At 68.2% G+C, this 18,003-nt stretch carries 18 protein-coding genes; 5 read left to right on the plus strand and 13 right to left on the minus strand.

Annotated elements, in window-relative coordinates; all coding sequences use genetic code 11:
* Positions 1 to 18: 18 nt before the first annotated feature.
* The 4 genes from QMZ16_RS09190 to pyrC form a co-directional block, all read right to left on the minus strand.
* Complete coding sequence (locus tag QMZ16_RS09190; protein ID WP_282603015.1) at positions 19 to 1,218, minus strand: multidrug effflux MFS transporter; 1,200 nt, start codon at positions 1,216 to 1,218, stop codon at positions 19 to 21.
* 68 nt (positions 1,219 to 1,286) lie between these two features.
* Entirely contained in the window at positions 1,287 to 2,771 is a 1,485-nt protein-coding gene (locus tag QMZ16_RS09195; RefSeq protein ID WP_022708172.1) for a replicative DNA helicase, read from the minus strand.
* Positions 2,772 to 2,877: 106 nt separating this feature from the next.
* Positions 2,878 to 3,549: an orotate phosphoribosyltransferase gene (locus QMZ16_RS09200; RefSeq protein ID WP_282603016.1), complete on the minus strand. Its 672-nt coding sequence runs from the start codon at positions 3,547 to 3,549 to the stop codon at positions 2,878 to 2,880.
* Positions 3,546 to 4,589 carry a dihydroorotase gene (gene pyrC / locus QMZ16_RS09205; RefSeq protein WP_282603017.1) on the minus strand — a complete coding sequence of 348 codons (1,044 nt, stop codon included), beginning with the start codon at positions 4,587 to 4,589 and terminating at the stop codon, positions 3,546 to 3,548. The genes QMZ16_RS09200 and pyrC overlap by 4 nt, the downstream gene beginning before the upstream one ends.
* Before the next feature lie 150 nt (positions 4,590 to 4,739).
* Here pyrC and QMZ16_RS09210 point away from each other — a divergent pair, with 150 nt between their 5' ends.
* Positions 4,740 to 5,051, plus strand: coding sequence for an antibiotic ABC transporter (locus QMZ16_RS09210; RefSeq protein WP_282603018.1), 312 nt, complete (start codon positions 4,740 to 4,742; stop codon positions 5,049 to 5,051).
* A gap of 69 nt (positions 5,052 to 5,120) precedes the next feature.
* Complete coding sequence (locus QMZ16_RS09215; RefSeq protein WP_282603019.1) at positions 5,121 to 5,870, plus strand: SDR family oxidoreductase; 750 nt, start codon at positions 5,121 to 5,123, stop codon at positions 5,868 to 5,870.
* Between the two features lie 39 nt (positions 5,871 to 5,909).
* On the opposite strand, the gene gap is transcribed toward QMZ16_RS09215, so the two are convergent.
* The 4 genes from gap to purB all read right to left on the minus strand — a co-directional run bounded on the left by gap (position 5,910) and on the right by purB (position 9,576).
* Positions 5,910 to 6,911, minus strand: a complete 1,002-nt coding sequence (gap, locus tag QMZ16_RS09220; protein WP_022708177.1) for a type I glyceraldehyde-3-phosphate dehydrogenase — start codon at positions 6,909 to 6,911, stop codon at positions 5,910 to 5,912.
* A 76-nt stretch (positions 6,912 to 6,987) separates the two neighbouring features.
* Positions 6,988 to 7,131: a hypothetical protein gene (locus QMZ16_RS09225; RefSeq protein ID WP_282603020.1), complete on the minus strand. Its 144-nt coding sequence runs from the start codon at positions 7,129 to 7,131 to the stop codon at positions 6,988 to 6,990.
* 63 nt (positions 7,132 to 7,194) lie between these two features.
* Complete coding sequence (locus tag QMZ16_RS09230) at positions 7,195 to 8,199, minus strand: FliG C-terminal domain-containing protein (protein ID WP_282603021.1); 1,005 nt, start codon at positions 8,197 to 8,199, stop codon at positions 7,195 to 7,197.
* A 63-nt stretch (positions 8,200 to 8,262) separates the two neighbouring features.
* A complete protein-coding gene (gene purB, locus QMZ16_RS09235) occupies positions 8,263 to 9,576 on the minus strand; it encodes an adenylosuccinate lyase (protein WP_282603022.1) in 1,314 nt (437 codons plus the stop codon).
* A 145-nt stretch (positions 9,577 to 9,721) separates the two neighbouring features.
* Between purB and QMZ16_RS09240 the strand changes: the two genes are divergently transcribed.
* Both QMZ16_RS09240 and QMZ16_RS09245 read left to right on the plus strand, forming a co-directional pair.
* A complete protein-coding gene (locus tag QMZ16_RS09240; protein WP_282603023.1) occupies positions 9,722 to 10,312 on the plus strand; it encodes a hypothetical protein in 591 nt (196 codons plus the stop codon).
* A 9-nt stretch (positions 10,313 to 10,321) separates the two neighbouring features.
* Complete coding sequence (locus QMZ16_RS09245; protein ID WP_282603024.1) at positions 10,322 to 11,347, plus strand: YihY/virulence factor BrkB family protein; 1,026 nt, start codon at positions 10,322 to 10,324, stop codon at positions 11,345 to 11,347.
* Here the strand turns inward: QMZ16_RS09245 and QMZ16_RS09250 are convergent.
* The 3 genes from QMZ16_RS09250 to QMZ16_RS09260 all read right to left on the minus strand — a co-directional run bounded on the left by QMZ16_RS09250 (position 11,344) and on the right by QMZ16_RS09260 (position 14,933).
* Positions 11,344 to 12,990 (minus strand): peptidoglycan -binding protein, encoded by a 1,647-nt coding sequence (locus QMZ16_RS09250; RefSeq protein ID WP_282603025.1) that lies wholly within the window; start codon positions 12,988 to 12,990, stop codon positions 11,344 to 11,346. The two genes, QMZ16_RS09245 and QMZ16_RS09250, sit on opposite strands and share 4 nt — an antisense overlap.
* Positions 12,991 to 12,993: 3 nt before the next feature.
* Positions 12,994 to 14,295: a hypothetical protein gene (locus tag QMZ16_RS09255; RefSeq protein ID WP_022708184.1), complete on the minus strand. Its 1,302-nt coding sequence runs from the start codon at positions 14,293 to 14,295 to the stop codon at positions 12,994 to 12,996.
* Positions 14,296 to 14,366: 71 nt separating this feature from the next.
* Positions 14,367 to 14,933 carry a gamma-glutamylcyclotransferase gene (locus QMZ16_RS09260; RefSeq protein ID WP_022708185.1) on the minus strand — a complete coding sequence of 189 codons (567 nt, stop codon included), beginning with the start codon at positions 14,931 to 14,933 and terminating at the stop codon, positions 14,367 to 14,369.
* A 49-nt stretch (positions 14,934 to 14,982) separates the two neighbouring features.
* On the opposite strand from QMZ16_RS09260, the gene QMZ16_RS09265 reads away from it, so the two are divergent.
* Positions 14,983 to 15,972: a DUF2125 domain-containing protein gene (locus tag QMZ16_RS09265; RefSeq protein ID WP_282603026.1), complete on the plus strand. Its 990-nt coding sequence runs from the start codon at positions 14,983 to 14,985 to the stop codon at positions 15,970 to 15,972.
* Here QMZ16_RS09265 and QMZ16_RS09270 read toward each other — a convergent pair.
* Positions 15,969 to 16,889, minus strand: coding sequence for a prephenate/arogenate dehydrogenase family protein (locus QMZ16_RS09270; RefSeq protein ID WP_282603027.1), 921 nt, complete (start codon positions 16,887 to 16,889; stop codon positions 15,969 to 15,971). The genes QMZ16_RS09265 and QMZ16_RS09270 overlap by 4 nt on opposite strands.
* A complete protein-coding gene (gene hisC / locus QMZ16_RS09275) occupies positions 16,886 to 17,974 on the minus strand; it encodes a histidinol-phosphate transaminase (RefSeq protein WP_282603028.1) in 1,089 nt (362 codons plus the stop codon). Before hisC ends, QMZ16_RS09270 begins: the two co-directional genes overlap by 4 nt.
* Positions 17,975 to 18,003: the final 29 nt, after the last annotated feature.

Here is an 18,003-nt window from a genome sequence, read left to right on the forward strand (position 1 = left end):
GGCCGTGCGGCAAGGGGATCAGATCAGCGCCAGCTGTCTTTCGCGGCGCAGCACCCACATGATCGCCAGAAGCGATCCGGCGGCGGATGCGACCATGATCGCCAGAAGCGGCTCGGGTCCGCTGCCCGGTTGCAGCAGCGCGCCCGCCAGTGCCGACAGGACCGCGCCGCCCGCGACGGCCAGCGCCCCGCCAAGGCCCGATGCCGTGCCCGCCAGTTCGGGGCGCACGCTCATCATGCCGGCATTCGCGTTGGGCAGCACCATCCCGTTGCCCAAGCCCATGCAGGCGATCGCGCCGAAGAAGACGATGGGCTGCACGATCCCCGCCAGCGTGGCCAGCATCGAGGCCGACAGCGCGATCACGCAGATCACCGCGCCGATCAGGATCATCCGGTTCAGCCCCAGGATGCGCGAATACCGCCCTGACAGGAAATTGCCCGTGACATAGCCGACCGAGGGGGCCGCGAACCAGTAGCCGACTTGGGCGGGCGTCAAGCCGAAGACCTGCGCGCCCACGAAGGGCGCCCCGCCCAGATAGGCGAAGAACGCCCCCGAGGACAGCGTGGCCGCCGCGCAATATCCCCAGAACCGCTGCGACCGCGCCAAGGCGGGATAGTTCGCGATCTGCGCGCGCAGGGGCAGGCCGCCGCCGCGAACCGTCTCGCCCATGTCGGCGAAGGCCAGGATCAGCACGGCAAGGCCCAGAAGCCCCATCACGGTGAAGTTCGCGCGCCAGCCGAACAGCTCGTCCAGGACGCCGCCGAAGACGGGGGCCATCATCGGCACCACCGCCATCCCCATCGTGACATAGCCCAGCATCGAGCCCGCCTTGTCGCCGTCGAACAGGTCGCGGATCACCGCGCGGGGCACCAGCATGCAGACCGTGATGACCGCCTGCGCCAGCCGGAAGGCCAGGAAGCTGCCCGCATCCTGCGCCGTCAGCGTGCCGATCGTGGCCAGCAGGAACAGCACCAGCCCCCAGATCACCACCGGCCTGCGTCCGAAGCGGTCGCTGATCGGTCCGCCCAGCAGCTGCAGCACCGCGCTGGCCCCGATATAGGCCGAGACCGACAGCTGCATCACCGCGTAATCCACGCCAAAATCCACCGCCATTCCGGGCAGCGAGGGCAGGAACACGTTCATCGACAGCGCCGAGACGCCCGAAAGCGCGACAAGCGTCAGAAGATGCGGCGGTGTGCGGGTGGCTGGTCGTGACATGGAAGATCCCCGGCGCGGAGGGCACCGGGGATCTGTCTAATCTGCATGACGTGCAAGCGCCAGCCTGCTCAGTCCCACTGGGTCTGGCGATCCTTGGCAAGGTTGCCGAAGCGGGTGAACTGCCCCTCGAAGGCCAGTTCGACCGTGCCGATGGGGCCGTGACGCTGCTTGCCCAGGATCACCTCGGCCTTGCCGTGGACCTGCTCCATCACCTGCTGCCACTTGGCCATGGCGTCCAGATCGCTGTCCGACGGCTTCTCGCGTTCCTTGTAGTATTCCTCGCGGAAGACGAACATCACGATGTCGGCGTCCTGTTCGATCGAGCCGGATTCGCGAAGGTCGCTCAGCTGCGGGCGCTTGTCCTCGCGGCTTTCGACCTGGCGCGACAGCTGGGACAGGGCGATGACGGGGATGTTCAGCTCCTTGGCGACGGCCTTGAGCCCTTGGGTGATCTCGGACACCTCGTTGACGCGGCTGTCCTTGGCGGTCGCGGCCTTGAGCAGCTGAAGATAGTCCACCATCAGCACGTCCAGCCCATGCGTCCGCTTCAGCTTGCGCGCGCGGGCGGCCAGCTGGTTGATCGGCAGCGCGGGCGTGTCGTCGATATAGAGCGGGCAGTTCTGCAGCGCATGGGCGGCCTCGACGAAGCGGCGGAACTCGGCCTCGTCCATGTTGCCCGAACGGATGCGTTCGGAAGGCACCTCGGCGGCCTCGGACAGGATTCGCGCGGCCAGCTGTTCGGCCGACATCTCCAGGCTGAAGAAGCCGACGACGCCGCCCTCGACGCTGCCATGCGTGCCGTCGGGCTTCTCGCCCAGCTTGTGCGCCTTGGCGATGTTGAAGGCGATGTTGGTCGCAAGCGAGGTCTTCCCCATCGAGGGACGACCGGCAAGGATCACGAGGTCCGAATTGTTCAGACCGCCCATCTTGGCGTCCAGGTCGACCAGCCCGGTCGAGATCCCCGACAGCTTGCCGTCGCGCTGATAGGCGGCGTTGGCGGCATGGACCGCGCCCGTCACCGCCTTGAGGAAGCTCTGGAAGCCGCGCTCGGCCACGCCCTGTTCGCCCAGCTTGTAGAGAACCTGCTCGGCGGCCTTGATCTGTTCTTCGGCGTCGTCGTCCACCTCGACCGTGGATGCGCGGGCGGCGATGTTCTGGCCCAGCTGCATCAGTTCGCGACGCAGCGCGAATTCGCGGATCATCTGGGCATAGTCGCGCGCGGCATAGGCGCTGATCGCCGCCGCCGCGATCCGCGCCAGATAGGCCGGGCCGCCCAGCTCCTTCAGGCCTTCGTCGTTCTCGAGGAAGGCCTTGATGGTGACGGGGCTGGCCAGCGCGTTCTTGCGGATGCGTTCGGCGCAGATCTCGTAGATGCGCGAATGGACGGGGTGATAGAAATGCTCGGGCTTGATGATCTGGCTGACGCGGTCGAACACGTCGTTGTTCGTCAGCAGCGCACCCAGAAGCTGCTGCTCGGCCTCGAGCGAGAAGGGAATGGCCGATTTCTCGGTCTCTTCGGTGTCTCCGGGAACGATTGCGCGAATTCCGCTCATGCCGATCCTGCCTTTCGCGATCCTTGAAGGGTCGAATCTAGACGAAAAGGGCGGGCCATGTAATCGGCCCGCCCAAGATTTCCGGTGGAAAGCCTGTGGATAAACCTCAGGCGTTGGCCTTCTGCCAGGCGCGCGGGTTCATCAGGAAGCTCTCGACCTCGTCCAGGGTGTCCTTGTCGAAGATCTCCTGCTCTCGGGCTTCGGCCAGCACGTCCCACCAGGTGCAGAGGTGATGCAGCGTCACGCCGTGTTCGCCCAGGCGCTCGGTCGTTTCGGGGAAGATGCCATAGTAGAAGATGACCGCCGTATGCGCGCAGGTGGCGCCGGTGTCGCGGATGGCATCGACGAAGGACAGCTTGCTGCCCCCGTCCGTAGTCAGATCCTCGACCAGCAGGACGCGCTGGCCTTCGGTCATCGCACCCTCGATCCGGGCATTGCGGCCGTAACCCTTGGGCTTCTTGCGCACATAGGTCATGGGCAGGGCCAGACGCTCGGCCACCATGGCGGCGAAGGGGATGCCCGCGGTCTCGCCGCCCGCGACGTTGTCGAACGCCTCGAAGCCTGCATCGCGCATGACGGTCGCGGCCAGGAAGTCCATCAGCGTCTGGCGCACGCGCGGGAAGCTGATGATCCGGCGGCAATCCACATAGGTCGGACCCTTGAGGCCCGACGCATAGGTGAAGGGCTCGGCCGCGTTGAAATCGACGGCCTTGATCTCCAGCAGGGCGCGGGCGGTCAGGCGGGCGATTTCCTCGCGCGTGGGAAAGGTCAGGCTCATGCGTCCTCCAGGTGCCAGTGAATGGGGAAGCCGGGGTCGAAGACGGTCACGACCTCGTCGCCGGCCTTGATCTGCGTCGGGTATTCGGCGGGGGTGTCGCGCTTCGTCAGGCGGATGCGGTCCTCGGACGGGGGCAGGCGGTAGAAGGCCGCGCCGTTGAGGCTGGTGAAGGCTTCCAGCCGGTCCAGCGCGCCGTCCTCTTCGAAGACATGGGCCAGGATCGACATGGTGTTCGGGGCCGTGAAGCAGCCCGCGCAGCCGCAGGGCTGCAGCTTGGCGCTGTCGGCATGGGGGGCGCTGTCGGTGCCCAGGAAGAAGCGTGCCTCGCCGCTGGTCGCAGCCTCGCGCAGGGCCAGGCGGTGGGATTCGCGCTTGGCCACGGGCAGGCAGTAGTAATGCGGGCGGATGCCGCCTGCCAGGATGGCGTTGCGGTTGATCACCAGGTGATGGGTGGTGATCGTCGCGGCCAGATCGCCGCCGCCCGACCGCGCATAGGCCACCCCGTCCGAGGTAGTGATATGTTCCATCACCACGCGCAGGCCCGGCGTGCGGCGGCGCAGAGGCTCCAGCACGCGGTCGATGAAGACGGCCTCGCGGTCGAAGATGTCGACCTGCGGATCGGTCACCTCGCCATGGACGCACAGCGTGACGCCCGCTTCGGCCATCGCCTCCAGCACGGGCTGGACGCGGTCGAAATCGGTCACGCCCGATGCGCTGTTGGTCGTGGCGCCTGCCGGGTACAGCTTGACCGCGCGGATGATGCCCGCACGGAAGGCCGCGACCACATCGGCGGCATCCGTGGTATCGGTCAGGTACAGCGTCATCTGCGGCTGAAGCGCGGCGCCCTCGGGCAGGGCGGCCAGGATCCGGTCGCGATAGGCCGCGGCCTGATCGCCGGTGACCACGGGGGGCACCAGGTTCGGCATGATGATCGCGCGGCCGAAGCCGGCGGAATGGCGGGCAACGGCATTCAGCATCGCGCCGTCGCGCAGATGCAGGTGCCAGTCGTCGGGGCGGCGAAGGATCAGGCTGTTGGTCATGAGCTGCCTCTATACATGGCGGAACGTGGTTGTGAAGGCGCATCGTCGAATTTCGGAAACCTTATCCCAAAGTGCCGGTTGTCAAAGCGGTTGGCCCATCGCACCCTGCCGGATGGCGGCAGCGTGCCGGCATGATGAAAGGGTTCGGCAATGCTTCCGATTTGGATTCCCGCGGCGCAGATGCGCCTGGCGCATCAGTTCACCAAGATCGCGATCGAATCGCAGGTCGTGATCGGCATGCGCATGGCGGGCATGATGGGCGTCATCGCCCAGGCCCCGGGCGAGCCCTTCCGCATGGTCGCCGAAAAGCAGGCCGCCGCGCAGGAATCCCTGTTCGCCATGGCCAATGCCGGTCTGGGCGGCGCGTCGCCCGAGAGCATGATGGCGGCGGGCCTGCGCCCCTATGGCCGCCGGACGCGGGCGAACTCGCGCAGGTTGACCGCGCCCCGCGCGCGGCGCTGATCGCGCAGGAACCAGCGCGGCGGGGCCCGCATTGGTTTTGTGCAACCAAATAATTCCAAGGGGGCTGTCATGCAAACCGCCATCGTCACCGGTGCCGCGCAGGGGATCGGTCGCGGCATCGTCACGCGGCTGCGCCAGGACGGCTGGCGGGTTGCCGCGCTGGATCTCGACGCCGAAGCGCTGGCCGAGCTGCCCGAGGACCCGCATCTGCTGACCGTCGAATGCGATGTCGGCGACGAGGATGCCGTCGCCCGCGCGATGACGCGGGTGGGGGACTGGCTGCAGGGGGCGGGGCTGGACCTGCTGGTGTCGAATGCGGGCATCGCCAACCCGGTCAGCGGCCCGATCGAACGTCTGTCGCTGTCGGATTGGCGCGCGTGGCAGGACAGCCACGTGACGGGGGCCTTTCTGGTCGTCCGTGCCTGTGTGCCGCTGCTGCGCAAGGCGCAGGGCTGCATCGTCACGATGGCCTCGACCCGGGCCCTGCAATCCGAACCCGATTGCGAGGCTTATGCCGCGGCCAAGGGTGCGCTTCTGTCGATGACCCATGCGCTGGCGGTCAGTCTTGGGCCGGATATCCGCGCCAACTGCATCCTTCCGGGCTGGATCGAGACCGGTCCCTGGCAGAAGGCGGCGAACCGGAGCGATCCCGATCACGGCACGCGTGACAAGGCGCAGCATCCGGTCGGGCGCGTGGGAAGGGTCGACGATATCGCGGGGCTGGTCGCGTGGCTGGCCTCGGATCAGGCGGGCTTTGTCACGGGGCAGCGTTTCGTGGTCGATGGAGGCATGACGACCAAGATGATCTATGCCGAATAGGCAATGAAGAAGGCCCCCGTTTCCGGGGGCCTTTTCGCATCAGATGAGCTTGCCCATCGCGACGGCGGTATCCGCCATGCGGTTCGAGAAGCCCCACTCGTTGTCGTACCAGGTCAGGATGCGGCACATGCGGCCTTCCATCACCTTGGTCTGATCCATGTGGAAGATAGAGCTGTGCGGGTCGTGGTTGAAGTCGGTCGAGACCAGCGCTTCCTCGGTATAGCCCAGCACGCCCTTCAGCGGGCCGTCGGCGGCCGCCTTGATGGCCGCGTTGATCTCCTCGACGGTGGTGTCGCGGGCGGCTTCGAAGGTCAGGTCGACGACCGAGACGTTCGGCGTCGGCACGCGGATGGCGACGCCGTCCAGCTTGCCCTTCAGTTCCGGCAGAACCAGGCCCACGGCCTTGGCGGCACCGGTCGAGGTCGGGATCATCGACAGCGCCGCGGCGCGGGCGCGGTACAGATCCTTGTGCATCGTGTCCAGCGTCGGCTGGTCGCCGGTATAGCTGTGGATGGTGGTCATGAAGCCGCGGCTGATGCCGATGGCGTCGTTCAGGACCTTGGCCACGGGCGACAGGCAGTTGGTGGTGCAGCTGGCGTTCGAGACGACCAGGTCGTCCGAGGTCAGCGTGTCGTCGTTGACGCCGAACACGATGGTCTTGTCGGCATTTTCGCCGGGCGCCGAGATCAGCACGCGCTTGGCGCCGGTCGACAGGTGCGGCTGCACCTTTTCCTTCGAGGCGAAGATGCCGGTGCATTCCATGATGACGTCGACATCGCCCCAGGGCAGTTCGGCCGGGTTGCGGATGGCGGTGACCTTGATCGGGCCGCGGCCCACGTCGATCGTGTCGCCGTCGACCTTCACCTCGGCGGGGAAGCGGCCGTGGACCGAGTCGTAGCGAAGCAGATGGGCGTTCGTCTCGACCGGGCCGAGATCGTTGATGGCGACGACCTCGATGTCGGTGCGGCCCGATTCGATGATGCCACGCAGGACATTGCGTCCGATGCGACCGAAACCGTTGATGGCGACCTTGACTGCCATGGGTACCCCTCCTGAGCAGATGACGGTTGGCTTCCTCTAGCGTGACGGCAGGGGCGATGCAAACGCCCAGAGCCGTTCAGCGCCAGAAGCTGAGATATTCGATGAAGCGGTCAAGCGTCCGCGCGGCCGTCAGGGGCAGCATGCCGTCGAACCAGATCGCGTCGATGGCGAAGGTTGCGGCGATCAGCAGGACAAGGGCGAAGGCGATCTTGTTCGTCATCAGGACCTCGGGGCTTGACGCCGCCTTATCGCGCGGGGCGCGCGGGGGGACAAGCCTTCGGCGTCATTCGGCATCCTCGGGCAGCTTCAGCGTGATCTCGGACCGTTCCTCGAGACGCCTGACGGCGGCGACGACCTCGGACTTGGCGTCCTCGATCTCCTTGGCGCGCAGTTTGGGGGCGCCGTCGCGTTCCTCGCGCAGGTTGTCGGCCATGCGCTGCGACAGGTTCGACAGGATGAATTCGGCGGCGGCCGCATCCTCGGGGGCGGGGGCGGCAAGGGCGCGGACCAGCGCGGCCTGATCGACCTCTCGGACGAGGCGGGCGATGTCGCGGGGTTCGATGCGGGCGGGGATATGGGCGAAGATGAAGATCGCCTTGCGCACCCCTTCGGCGAAATCGGCGTCGCGCTGGTCCAGTTCGACCAGCACGTCGTCGCGCAGATCCGATGTCGCGAAGTTCAGGATTGCGCCCATCCGGTCCGCCGCCGGGGTCGGGATGGCGGGGCGGGGCAGATCCTCGACCGCGCGCAGCAGCACGAGGCCCACGCGGCGCAATGCATCGGGCGTCACCTCGCCCGTAAGGGCCATGGCCTGCGCCACGGAATGCGCCCTGTCGCGCGACAGGCTGGCGAAGACCTCGGATGCCGGTGCGACGGGCAGCTTCGAGAGCATGAGCGCGATCAGTTCGACGGATTCGCCCGCGGCGATGCGGCACAGCTGTTCGGCGGGCAGGGCCGCGATCTGCGCCCAGGGGTCGCCGCGCCCCGACATGGCGGCATTGCGCCGCGCGCGGTCGCTGCTGCCGGCCGAGATCCGTTCGCCGAAGATGGCAAGCGTGCCGTCCAGATCGCCGGGGAATGTCAGCCCGACCTGTTCCAGCCTGTCGCAGAATTCCGCGATCACCGCATCGCGGGTGGGGCGGTCGATGACCTCCATCCCGGCCATCTCCTCGGCCAGGAGGGTCTGCGCCTCGGCGTTGAGGCGGTCGAGCCCCTCTGCCTGGTCGTCATCCAGCAGAAGCCGCACGATGACGGCCGCCTTCTGCCGCTGGCTCAGTCCGATCTGCATCTGTGCTGCCCCCGAAAGCATCTTGTCCGGGGGCAGCATCGCAGCATTTGGTTGACGAAACGCTTACAGCGGGTCGTTCTCGAAGACGCGGGCGAAGATCGTGTCCACGTGCTTGGTGTGATAGCCGAGGTCGAACTTCTCCTCGATCTGCTCGGGGGTCAGGGCGGCGGTCACCTCGGCATCGGCCAGAAGCTCTTCCTTGAAGTCCTTGCCCTGTTCCCAGACCTTCATCGCGTTGCGCTGCACCAGGCGGTATGCGTCTTCGCGGCTGGTGCCGGCCTGCGTCAGCGCCAGAAGCACCCGCTGCGACATGACCAGGCCCTTGAACTTGTTCATGTTGGCCAGCATCGTCTCGGGATAGACGACCAGCTTGTCGATCACGCCCGCAAGGCGGTTCAGCGCGAAGTCCAGCGTGATCGTCGCGTCCGGCGCGATGCCGCGCTCGACGCTGGAATGGCTGATGTCGCGTTCATGCCACAGGGCCACGTTCTCCATGGCGGGGATCACGGCCATGCGCACCAGGCGGGCAAGGCCCGTCAGGTTCTCGGTCAGGACCGGGTTGCGCTTGTGCGGCATCGCGCTCGAGCCCTTCTGGCCGGGGCTGAAGAACTCCTCGGCCTCGAGGACCTCGGTGCGTTGCATGTGGCGGATCTCGATGGCGACGTTCTCGATCGACGACGCGATCACGCCGAGGGTCGCGAAAAACATCGCGTGCCGATCGCGCGGGATGACCTGCGTGCTGATCGGTTCGGGGCGCAGGCCCATCTTGGAACAGACGTGATCCTCGACCGCGGGGTCGATATTGGCGAAGGTGCCGACCGCGCCGGAGATCGCGCCGGTGGCGACCTCGTCGCGGGCGCGTTCCAGGCGGGCCTTGCCGCGCGCCATCTCGGCATAGAAGCGGGCGAAGGTCAGGCCCATCGTGGTCGGTTCGGCGTGGATGCCGTGGCTGCGACCGATGCGGACGGTGTCCTTGTGTTCATAGGCGCGCTTCTTCAGCGCGGCCAGGACACGGTCCATGTCGGCCAGCAGGATGTCGGCGGCGCGGACCAGCTGGACGTTCAGCGTGGTGTCCAGCACGTCGCTGCTGGTCATGCCCTGGTGGACGAAGCGGGCCTCGTCGCTGCCGACATGTTCGGCCAGGTGTGTCAGGAAGGCGATCACGTCGTGCTTGGTGACGGCCTCGATCTCGTCGATGCGGGCGACGTCGAACTCGACATCCTTGGCCTTCCAGACGGCATCCGCGTTCTCGCGCGGGATCACGCCCAGATCCGCCTGGGCATCGCAGGCATGGGCCTCGATCTCGTACCAGATGCGGAACTTGGTCTCGGGGGACCAGATGGCGACCATTTCGGGGCGGGCGTAACGCGGGATCATGGCGGGCTCCTTTCGCTTGGTCGGGGCATAGCGGGGCAGGGCCGCGGGGGCAAGTTTCCTTCACCTTCGCGTGTGGGTCATGGGGAACATTCCGCCGCTTCCGCCCGTTTGTCGGACATAACGACCCTGCCAAGCGGAGAGGATCATGGCCGAAAACCGTAGCGACGCCCCGATGGGCCATTCCCACACATCGGCGATGCCGAAGCCCGGCACGCCGCGCGATGCCGCGTTCAGGGGCGGGCAGGCGCTGGTCTGGGGCGGTGTCGCCCTGGGCGTGGCCGGCCTGACGGCGGCGACGGTCCTGTCGGTCCGCCGCCTGACCGAACGCCCCGAACCCGAAGGTGAAACGCCCCAGCCCGTGCTGGCCCCGCGCTTTGCCGACCTGACCGACGAGGAACGCGAGGCGATCCGCCGCCGCGTCCGCGCCCAGGCGCGCGAGGATTACGCCGCCGCCGCCCGCGAACGCGCCGAGGCAGGGGCGCGCCGTCGCAAGCGCGGCAAGGGGAACGCGGCCAAGGACCTGACCAAGACCGCGGCCGAGCTGACGGCAAGCCTGACGGGCGTGGCGACCGCGGTGGCCACGGCCAGCAAGGCGTTCCGCAGCGTCTCGGGCGAGGCGCCGGGCGTCATGGGCGATTTCGTCGCCGCTGCCGACCAGCTGCGCTCGCTGCTGAATGGCAGCCCGAACGTCCAGCCCGCGCAGAAGGCGGGTGACCAGAACGATCGTGGATTGTAAACCGGACGCATGAACAAGCCTCAGAACCCCCAACCCGGCGTCATGGCGGCCCTGCTGGGCCCGCTGGACGAGGAGACCCGCCGCAAGCACGGCCTGGACACCGAAACCGCGCCCCGGACGACGACGCCCGCGGGACGTCCGGGACGGATGCGCGACCTGCGCTGGCGCGACGTCTTCGGCATCCTGAAGGCGACGGCGAAATCCGTGGGCGAGGATCGCGTGACCTCGGTCGCGGGCGGCGTGACCTTCTTCGGGCTGCTGTCGCTGTTCCCGGCGATCACGGCCTTCGTCTCGCTCTATGGCCTGCTGTCGGATCCCGCGCAGATCGAGGGGCAGATGGTCCTGCTGCAGGATCTTCTGCCGACAGGGGCATTGGACATCATCAAGGATCAGGTCGTGGCCATCGCCTCGGCCCCGACCAGCGCGCTGTCCGTCGCGGGTCTGATCGCGCTTCTGATCGCGTTCTGGTCCGCCAATGGCGGGATGAAGGCGCTTCTGTCGGCGCTGAACGTCGCCGTCATGCAGGGCGAGACGCGCGGCTTCGTCCGGCTGAACCTTGTCGCCATGTCCTTCACGCTTGGCGGGTTCCTGATGATCGTGTTGATGCTGGGCGTGATCGCGGTCATCCCGGCGCTGCTGCAGATGCTGCCCTTTGGCCTCGGGACCGAGACGCTGATCAGCTACAGCCGCTGGCCGATCATGTTCGGCGTGCTGATCCTGGCGCTGGCGGCGGTCTATCGCTGGGGTCCGGCCGTGCCGGACAGCCGCTGGCGCTGGATCTCTCCGGGGGCGATCGTCGCGGCGGTGGGGCTGGTCGCGATCTCGATGCTGTTCAGCTGGTACGCGGCGAATTTCGCGAACTACAACGAGACCTACGGCTCGCTCGGGGCGGTGATCGCCCTGATGATGTGGCTGTGGCTGAACGCGACCATCGTTCTGGTCGGCGCCGAGCTGAACGCCGAGATCGAGCGCCAGCTGAAGCGCATGGCGGGGCTGCCTGCGAACCGTCCGGTCCGCAAGCGCCGCGAGGATTAACGCTCGGTCAGCTTCAGCTCGATCCGGCGGTTGAGCGCGCGGTTCGCATCGCTGTCCTCGGGGGCGACGGGGCGCGTGTCGGCAAAGCCCGTCGCCGCCAGCCTGTTCGCCGGAAAGCCCAGATCGTCGGTCAGGAACCGCACCACCGCAAGCGCGCGCGCCTGGCTCAGTTCCCAGTTGTCGCGCCAGCGTCCGCTGCCAGACAGGGGGCGGCTGTCGGTATGCCCGTCCACGCGGATGATCCAGTCGATCTCGGGGGGGATGTCGTCCGAGATCTCGGTCAGCAGCTCGGCAACGCCCGCGATCTGGTCGCGCCCGGCGGGCGACAGCGTGGCCTCGCCGGTGCCGAACAGCACCTCGGACTGGAAGACGAAGCGGTCGCCCACGACCTTCACCTCTTCGCGGCCCGATAGGATCTGCGACAGCCGCCCGAAGAATTCCGAGCGATAGCGGGCAAGATCGGCGGCCTCGGCCTCGGCTGCGGCGCGGGCCTCTTCCTCCAGCGCAAGGCGGCGGCGGGTTTCCTCGGTCGCGCGGATCAGGGCGGCGTTCAGCTGCTGGCCCAGTTCCTCGACACGCAGGTCGGCCTGGTCGTTCTGATCCGCCGCCGCGTCCAGCAGCGCCTGCAGCGATCCCAGCTGCGCGGTCAATTGCGAGACCTGTTCGTTCAGCAGGGCGACACGGCGCTGGCTGTCCTCGGCCAGCCCCTCCTGATCAGACAGGGCATCGCGGGCGGTTGCCAGAAGCGCCGCCTGCCGTTCGGCATCGGTCAGGTTCCGCGCGGCCTCGGCCTCGGCCTCGTCGCGGGCGGCACGGGCGGCGGCCAGCAGGGTCAGCGTCTCCTCGGCCTCGGCGCGACGTTCTTCCAGCGCCAGGGTCATGGCGGTCAGTTCGGCATCCGACTGCTCCAGCCGTTCGCGCAGAAGGCGGGCGGCCTCGGCCTCGGCAAGGCGCTGCGCCTCGGCCTCGGACAGCTGCTCGGTCGTCTCGTCCAGCGCGGTCGCGCGGGCATCGACCTCGGATCGCAGATCCTCGACCAGTGCGCGCAGGGCGTCGGTGCGGGCTGCGGCAAGGCGGGCGGCCTCGGCCTCGGCATCGGTTTCGGCGCGCGCCGCCGCGATGGCGAGTTCAGCGGCGGATGCGCGTTCGCGGGCCTGTTCCAGCTGACCGCCCAGCCGGGCGATCTGGCCGCGATCCTGCAACTGGGTGGCAAGCAGGGTGGCGACCTCGGCCTCGAAATCGGTCAGGCGGCTTTCGGCCTCGGCCAGCTGCGCGCGGTCGGCGTTCAGCTGGTTGTTCAGGCGCGTGATGCGGGCGGCGCGGGCGCGGGCCTCGGCCTCGGCATCCTCGGCGCGGTCGCGTTCGGATTGCAGGGCGGCATCCAGTTCGGCCTCGCGCTGTTCGGACGCGCCGAGCGCCTGCCCGAGCGCGCCGACCTGACGGCCAAGATCGGCCAGCTGCTGTTCCTGGTCGGCCAGCTGGCTGTCCTGCGTGTCGATCTGTTCGCGAAGCACCGACTGCACGACCATGAAGATGGTCAGCACGAACATCAGCACCATCAGAAGCGCCGTCATCGCATCCACGAAACCCGGCCAGATCGAGGCCGAGAAACGCTGCGACGAGGAACCGCGGGCCAGCCTCATGGATCAGCCCTGCCCGTGGGGTGCCAGCGGGTCGGCGGGCAGAAGGTCGTCGCGGAACGGGTCGCCGAAGCGGGCGGCACGTACCGCGCGGGTCAGCACAAGGATGTCCGAGCGCAGTTCGGCCACGACCTCGTCGCGGCCCTCGTTCATCTCGTCCACCAGCTTCTGGATGCCGGTCTCGATCCGGTCCCAGTCGGTGGCGGGCTTCGGCGCGCGGGCCTCGGCCAGCAGGGCGTCCTGACCGGCGGCGATGCGTTCCAGCGCCTGTGCCAGCCGGTCGCCATCCATCCCGTCCTTGCGTTCGACCAGCTGCTCGATCGCCTGCGCCATCACGACGACGCGTTCGTCGGCCATCAGCGCGGTTTCGTCCCGGATCTGGTCGCGTTCGGACTGCCAGCCCTGCAGGCGGTCCATCTGGCGCGACATCTGGTCCAGCAGCCCGCCGATCGCGGCCTCGTCCGCGGCATCGCCCTGACCGATGCGGGTGAAGCCCGACATCCACTCCTCCAGCTCTCGGTAGAAGCGGTTCTGGCCATGCGTCACGAACAGTTCCAGCAGCCCCACGACCAGCGAGCCGGCCAGGCCCAGAAGCGAGGACGAGAACGCCGTCGCCATCCCGCCCAGCTGCGCCTCGAGGCCGGTCATCAGCTTGTCGAAGACCTCGATTCCGGTTTCGCCGTCCTGCGGCGCCAGCGCGCGGATCGTGTCCACCACGGCGGGCACGGTGGTCGCAAGGCCGTAGAAGGTCCCCAGAAGGCCAAGGAAGATCAGCAGGTTGGACAGATATCTTGTGATGTCGCGCAGCTCGTCGATGCGGGTCGCCACCGAATCCAGGATCGACCGTGCCGACCCGGTCGAGATCGCGTCGCCCACCGGCCCGCGCGTCCCCAGAAGCGAGGCCAGCGGCGCCAGCAGGCGCGGCGCCTGTCCCGCCGGTTCGACCTGGCCCCCGCTGCGCTTGGCGGCGAAACCCTCGATCCAGCTGACCGACCGCATCAGCTGCGCCAGCTGCCAGAAGCAGGCCAGCACGCCCGTCGCGAAGACCACGAGAATGACGCCGTTCAGCCAGCGGTTCGCCATGAAGATCGGCAGGATGCGGCCATAGGCCAGCCAGCCGCCCGCAAGGACCAGCGCCAGCACCGACAGCATCAGCAGGATCTGCCGCACCGGCTGCGAGAAGCGCGGCGGGACGGTGTTCGCCATCATCGCCTGATCCCGCGTGGCCGACAGCCTGCGCGAGGACAGGGTCAGGCGCGGTTGCGCGGATTGCGCCCCGGGGCGCGGATCGTTGGTCGGATCGCTCACTGAAAATCCCTGTCCCTGCGCTTGTTTGCACCAAGTCTAGGGCGCGGGCGATCCCTTGCCAAGCGTCGCGGTCAGTCGGTCCGCTGCCGCGACTGGATGTGGCGCACCGCATCCGACAGCGCGTCCAGATGCGGGTCGGGCAGGCCGATCTCGTTCAGGTGGGACGCGGTGTTGAACAGGTAATCCGCATTCGGCCCGCGCCCGCCATGCGCGGCGGCGATGATGCTGGCCTGTTCCTCGGATGTCAGCCCGCCCGCATATTGCCAGTGGTCGCGCTTCATCACATAGGCCAGCGCCTCGATGCGGCGGCCATCCTCCAGCGTCAGGGGCAGAAGCGTCTCGCGATAGGCGTCGGTGACCAGTTCGCGCGCGCGCAAATCGGCCAGCACCGCGTCGTGATCGGCGGGCGCGATGCGCAGCGCCACCCCCGAGACCGTCGCACGGTCGTCGGGGTCCAGCCCCAGCACCAGCCCGGGGCGATCCTCGGTCCCGCGATGTTCGACCGATCGCAGGCAGAAGCGCCGCGCAAAGCCCGTCAGCCGCGCGCGGACCGTCTCGACCGGCGCGAAGCCGGGATTCCAGATGAGCGAGCCGTAGCCGAAGACCCACTCGATCCTTTGCAAAACCTGTTTGTCCATGGCTTATGAAAATAGGCCAGCTTTCGGGCAAGGAAAAGGGACTGCGAAGATGTTGAAGGGCTTGGCGGGAATCGCCCTGCTGATCGGTGCGGGCGCCGCGACGTGGATCGGGACCGAAGGGCATGTCGCGGGCAGGCTGCGCGCGGCGATGCAGGATGCACCTGATCTGAGGGCCGAGACCGTGGCCCCGCTGCGCGATCCGCGCGCATGGGGGATGCGGATCGAGGGCGCCGAATGGGGCGGCCCCGCGGGCGGGATCGCGCTGGACTGGGCACAGGTCTCGGTCGCGCCGCTGGACCCGTTCCGGGTGGTGCTGGGACTGCCGGGCGATGCGACGCTGACGCTGGCGGGTCGCGACATACCGCTGCGGATGGAGGCGCCCGCCGCATCCGTCGATTTCGCGCCGCTGCGCCGGATGGCACCCGCCCGGATCGTCGCGGGGACCGGGGCGATCACCTCGAACGATCTGCCGATGCTGGGGGATGCGCAGGTCTCGGCAGAACTGGTGCAGGTGGATATCGCAGCGCCCTTGAACACGCTGGCGGCCTATGACGTGGATCTTGCGATCGAGGGGCTGCAGCCCGCCGCGCTTGCGACATTGGGGGCGCTGGTCCCCGAGGATGCGCTGGATCTGGTCGGCACCGCGCAGGTCTGGCTGGACGGCACGCCCGGTCCGCTGGCGCAGGCCGCGCCGCGCCTGACGGGGCTGCGCACCGAGGGCCTTGCCCTGCGGATGGGGCAGGCGGAGGCGCGGCTGCTGGGGCAGGTCGCGGCCGACGCGCAGGGTCGCGCGGCGGGGCAGCTGGCGGTCTATACCGCCGATGCGGATGCGTTCCTGGACCAGGCGGCGGCGCTTGGGCTGATCGAGGGGCCGGCGCGGCTGCTGCTGGGTGCGGGCCTGCGCAACATCGCCTCGGGCGATGTGCAGACCGAGTTCCCCGAGGCGCAAGGCGACGAGATCCGCCTGATCCTGGGCTTCGAGGACGGGCGCACCACCATCGGCGGCATGCCCGTCGGTCCTGCGCCGATCCTGCGCTAGGTCCTGGTCACGCCGCGCCCGAAATCGGGGGCGGCGGTATCCTGACCGGCCTCGATGATGCCGCGACGGATCGCGCGCGTGCGGCTGAAATAGTCGAACAGCTGCTGCCCGTCGCCCATGCGGATCGCGCGTTGCAGGACGAACAGCTCCTCGGTGAAGCGTCCGAGGATGTCCAGCGTCGCTTCCTTGTTGTGCAGGAACACGTCGCGCCACATGGTCGGGTCGCTGGCGGCGATCCGGGTGAAGTCGCGGAAACCGGCGGCGGAATACTGGATCACCTCCTCGCCAGAGACGCGCTGCAGGTGATCGGCCACGCCGACCATCGTATAGGCGATCAGGTGGGGCGCATGGCTGGTGACGGCCAGGACCAGATCGTGGTGAGCGGGCTCCATCACGTCGGTCTTGGCACCGATCCCCGCAAGGCAGCGGTTCAGGCGGTCCAGCGCATCGGCATCCGTGTCGGGCAGGGGGGTCAGCAGCCACCAGCGGTTTTGGAACAGGGTCGCGAAACCGGCGCGGGGGCCGGAATGCTCGGTCCCGGCAAGGGGGTGGCCGGGGATGAAATGCGCCCCCTGCGGCATGTGGGGCTGCACGGCATCGATGACGGATTGCTTGACCGAGCCGACATCGGTGACGGTCGCGCCCGGTGCCAGATGGGGGCCGATCTCGGCCATGACATCGCCCATCGCGCCGACGGGGACACACAGCACGACCAGATCCGCGCCCGCCACGGCCTCGGCCGCGGTGTCGCAGATGCGGTCGCACAGCCCGATCTCTCGGGCGGTGTCGCGGGTTTCGGCGCTGCGGGCATATCCCGTCACCTCGGAGGCCAAGCCCGCCTCGCGCAGGGCCAGCGACATCGAGCCTGCGATCAGGCCCAGCCCGATCAGGGCGACGCGGTCGTAGATCACGCTCATGCCCGGCGCCCCTGGATGAAGCTGCCCAGCACGTCCAGCACGCGGGTCACGCCGTCTTCGTCGCCGACCGTGATGCGCAGCGCATCGGGCAGGCCGTAGCCGCCCACGCGGCGCACCAGGATGCCCGCCTCGCGCAGTGCTGCATCGGCGGCCTCGGCCTCGGCCGGGCCGGCAAAGCGCGCCAGCACGAAATTCGCGAAGCTCTCGTCGCAGGCGATGCCCATCTGGACCAGCGACTGGCGCATTCGGTCGCGCAAGCGCGCGTTCAGTTCGGCGCAATGCGCGGTGAAGGCCGTGTCGCGGATCGCGGCCTCGGCGGCGGCCATCTGCGGCTTGGACAGGTTGAAGGGCTGGCGCAGCCGGTTCAGCACGTCGATTATGTCCCGCGCGGCATAGCCCCAGCCGATGCGCAGCCCGCCCAGCCCGTGGATCTTCGAGAAGGTGCGCGTCATCACCACGTTCGGGAACCGGTCCACGAGGGAGGCACCGCCGTCGAAGCCGCCCGCGAATTCCGTGTAGGCGCCGTCATGGACGAAGACGACATGCGGGGGCAGGCCGGAGGCAAGGCGCTCGAGCTCGTCATCGTCCAGCATGGTGCCGGTGGGGTTGGCGGGGTTCGCCACGAAGACGACGCGGGTGCGTTCGGTCACGGCGGCAAGGATCGCGTCCACATCGACGCGGCGGTCCGCTTCCGGCACGGTCACGGGCGTCGCCCCGACCATGCGCGCCAGGATCGGATACATCGAGAAGCCGTGCTCGGTCGTGATGATCTCGTCGCCATGGCCCGCGAAGGCGTGGGTGACGAATTGCAGCACCTCATCCGATCCCACGCCGCAGATGATGCGGTCGGGATCGAGGCCGTGCACCTCGGCGATGGCCTGGCGCAGGGGCGCGTGATCGGTGGCCGGATAGCGGTGCAGATCGCCCGATGCGGCGCTGAACGCCTCTTGCGCCGCGGGGCTGCAGCCGAGCGGGTTCTCGTTCGAGGACAGCTTCAGGACATCGTCATGCCCCGCCAGCCTGCTTTCGCCGCTGACATAGAGAGCGATATCCATGATGCCGGGCTTGGGTGCGATCTGGGTCATTGCTACCTTCCTTTGTCCGCCCGTTTAGT

Source organism: Paracoccus sp. PARArs4, assembly GCF_947311865.1.
GTDB lineage: Bacteria > Pseudomonadota > Alphaproteobacteria > Rhodobacterales > Rhodobacteraceae > Paracoccus > Paracoccus zeaxanthinifaciens.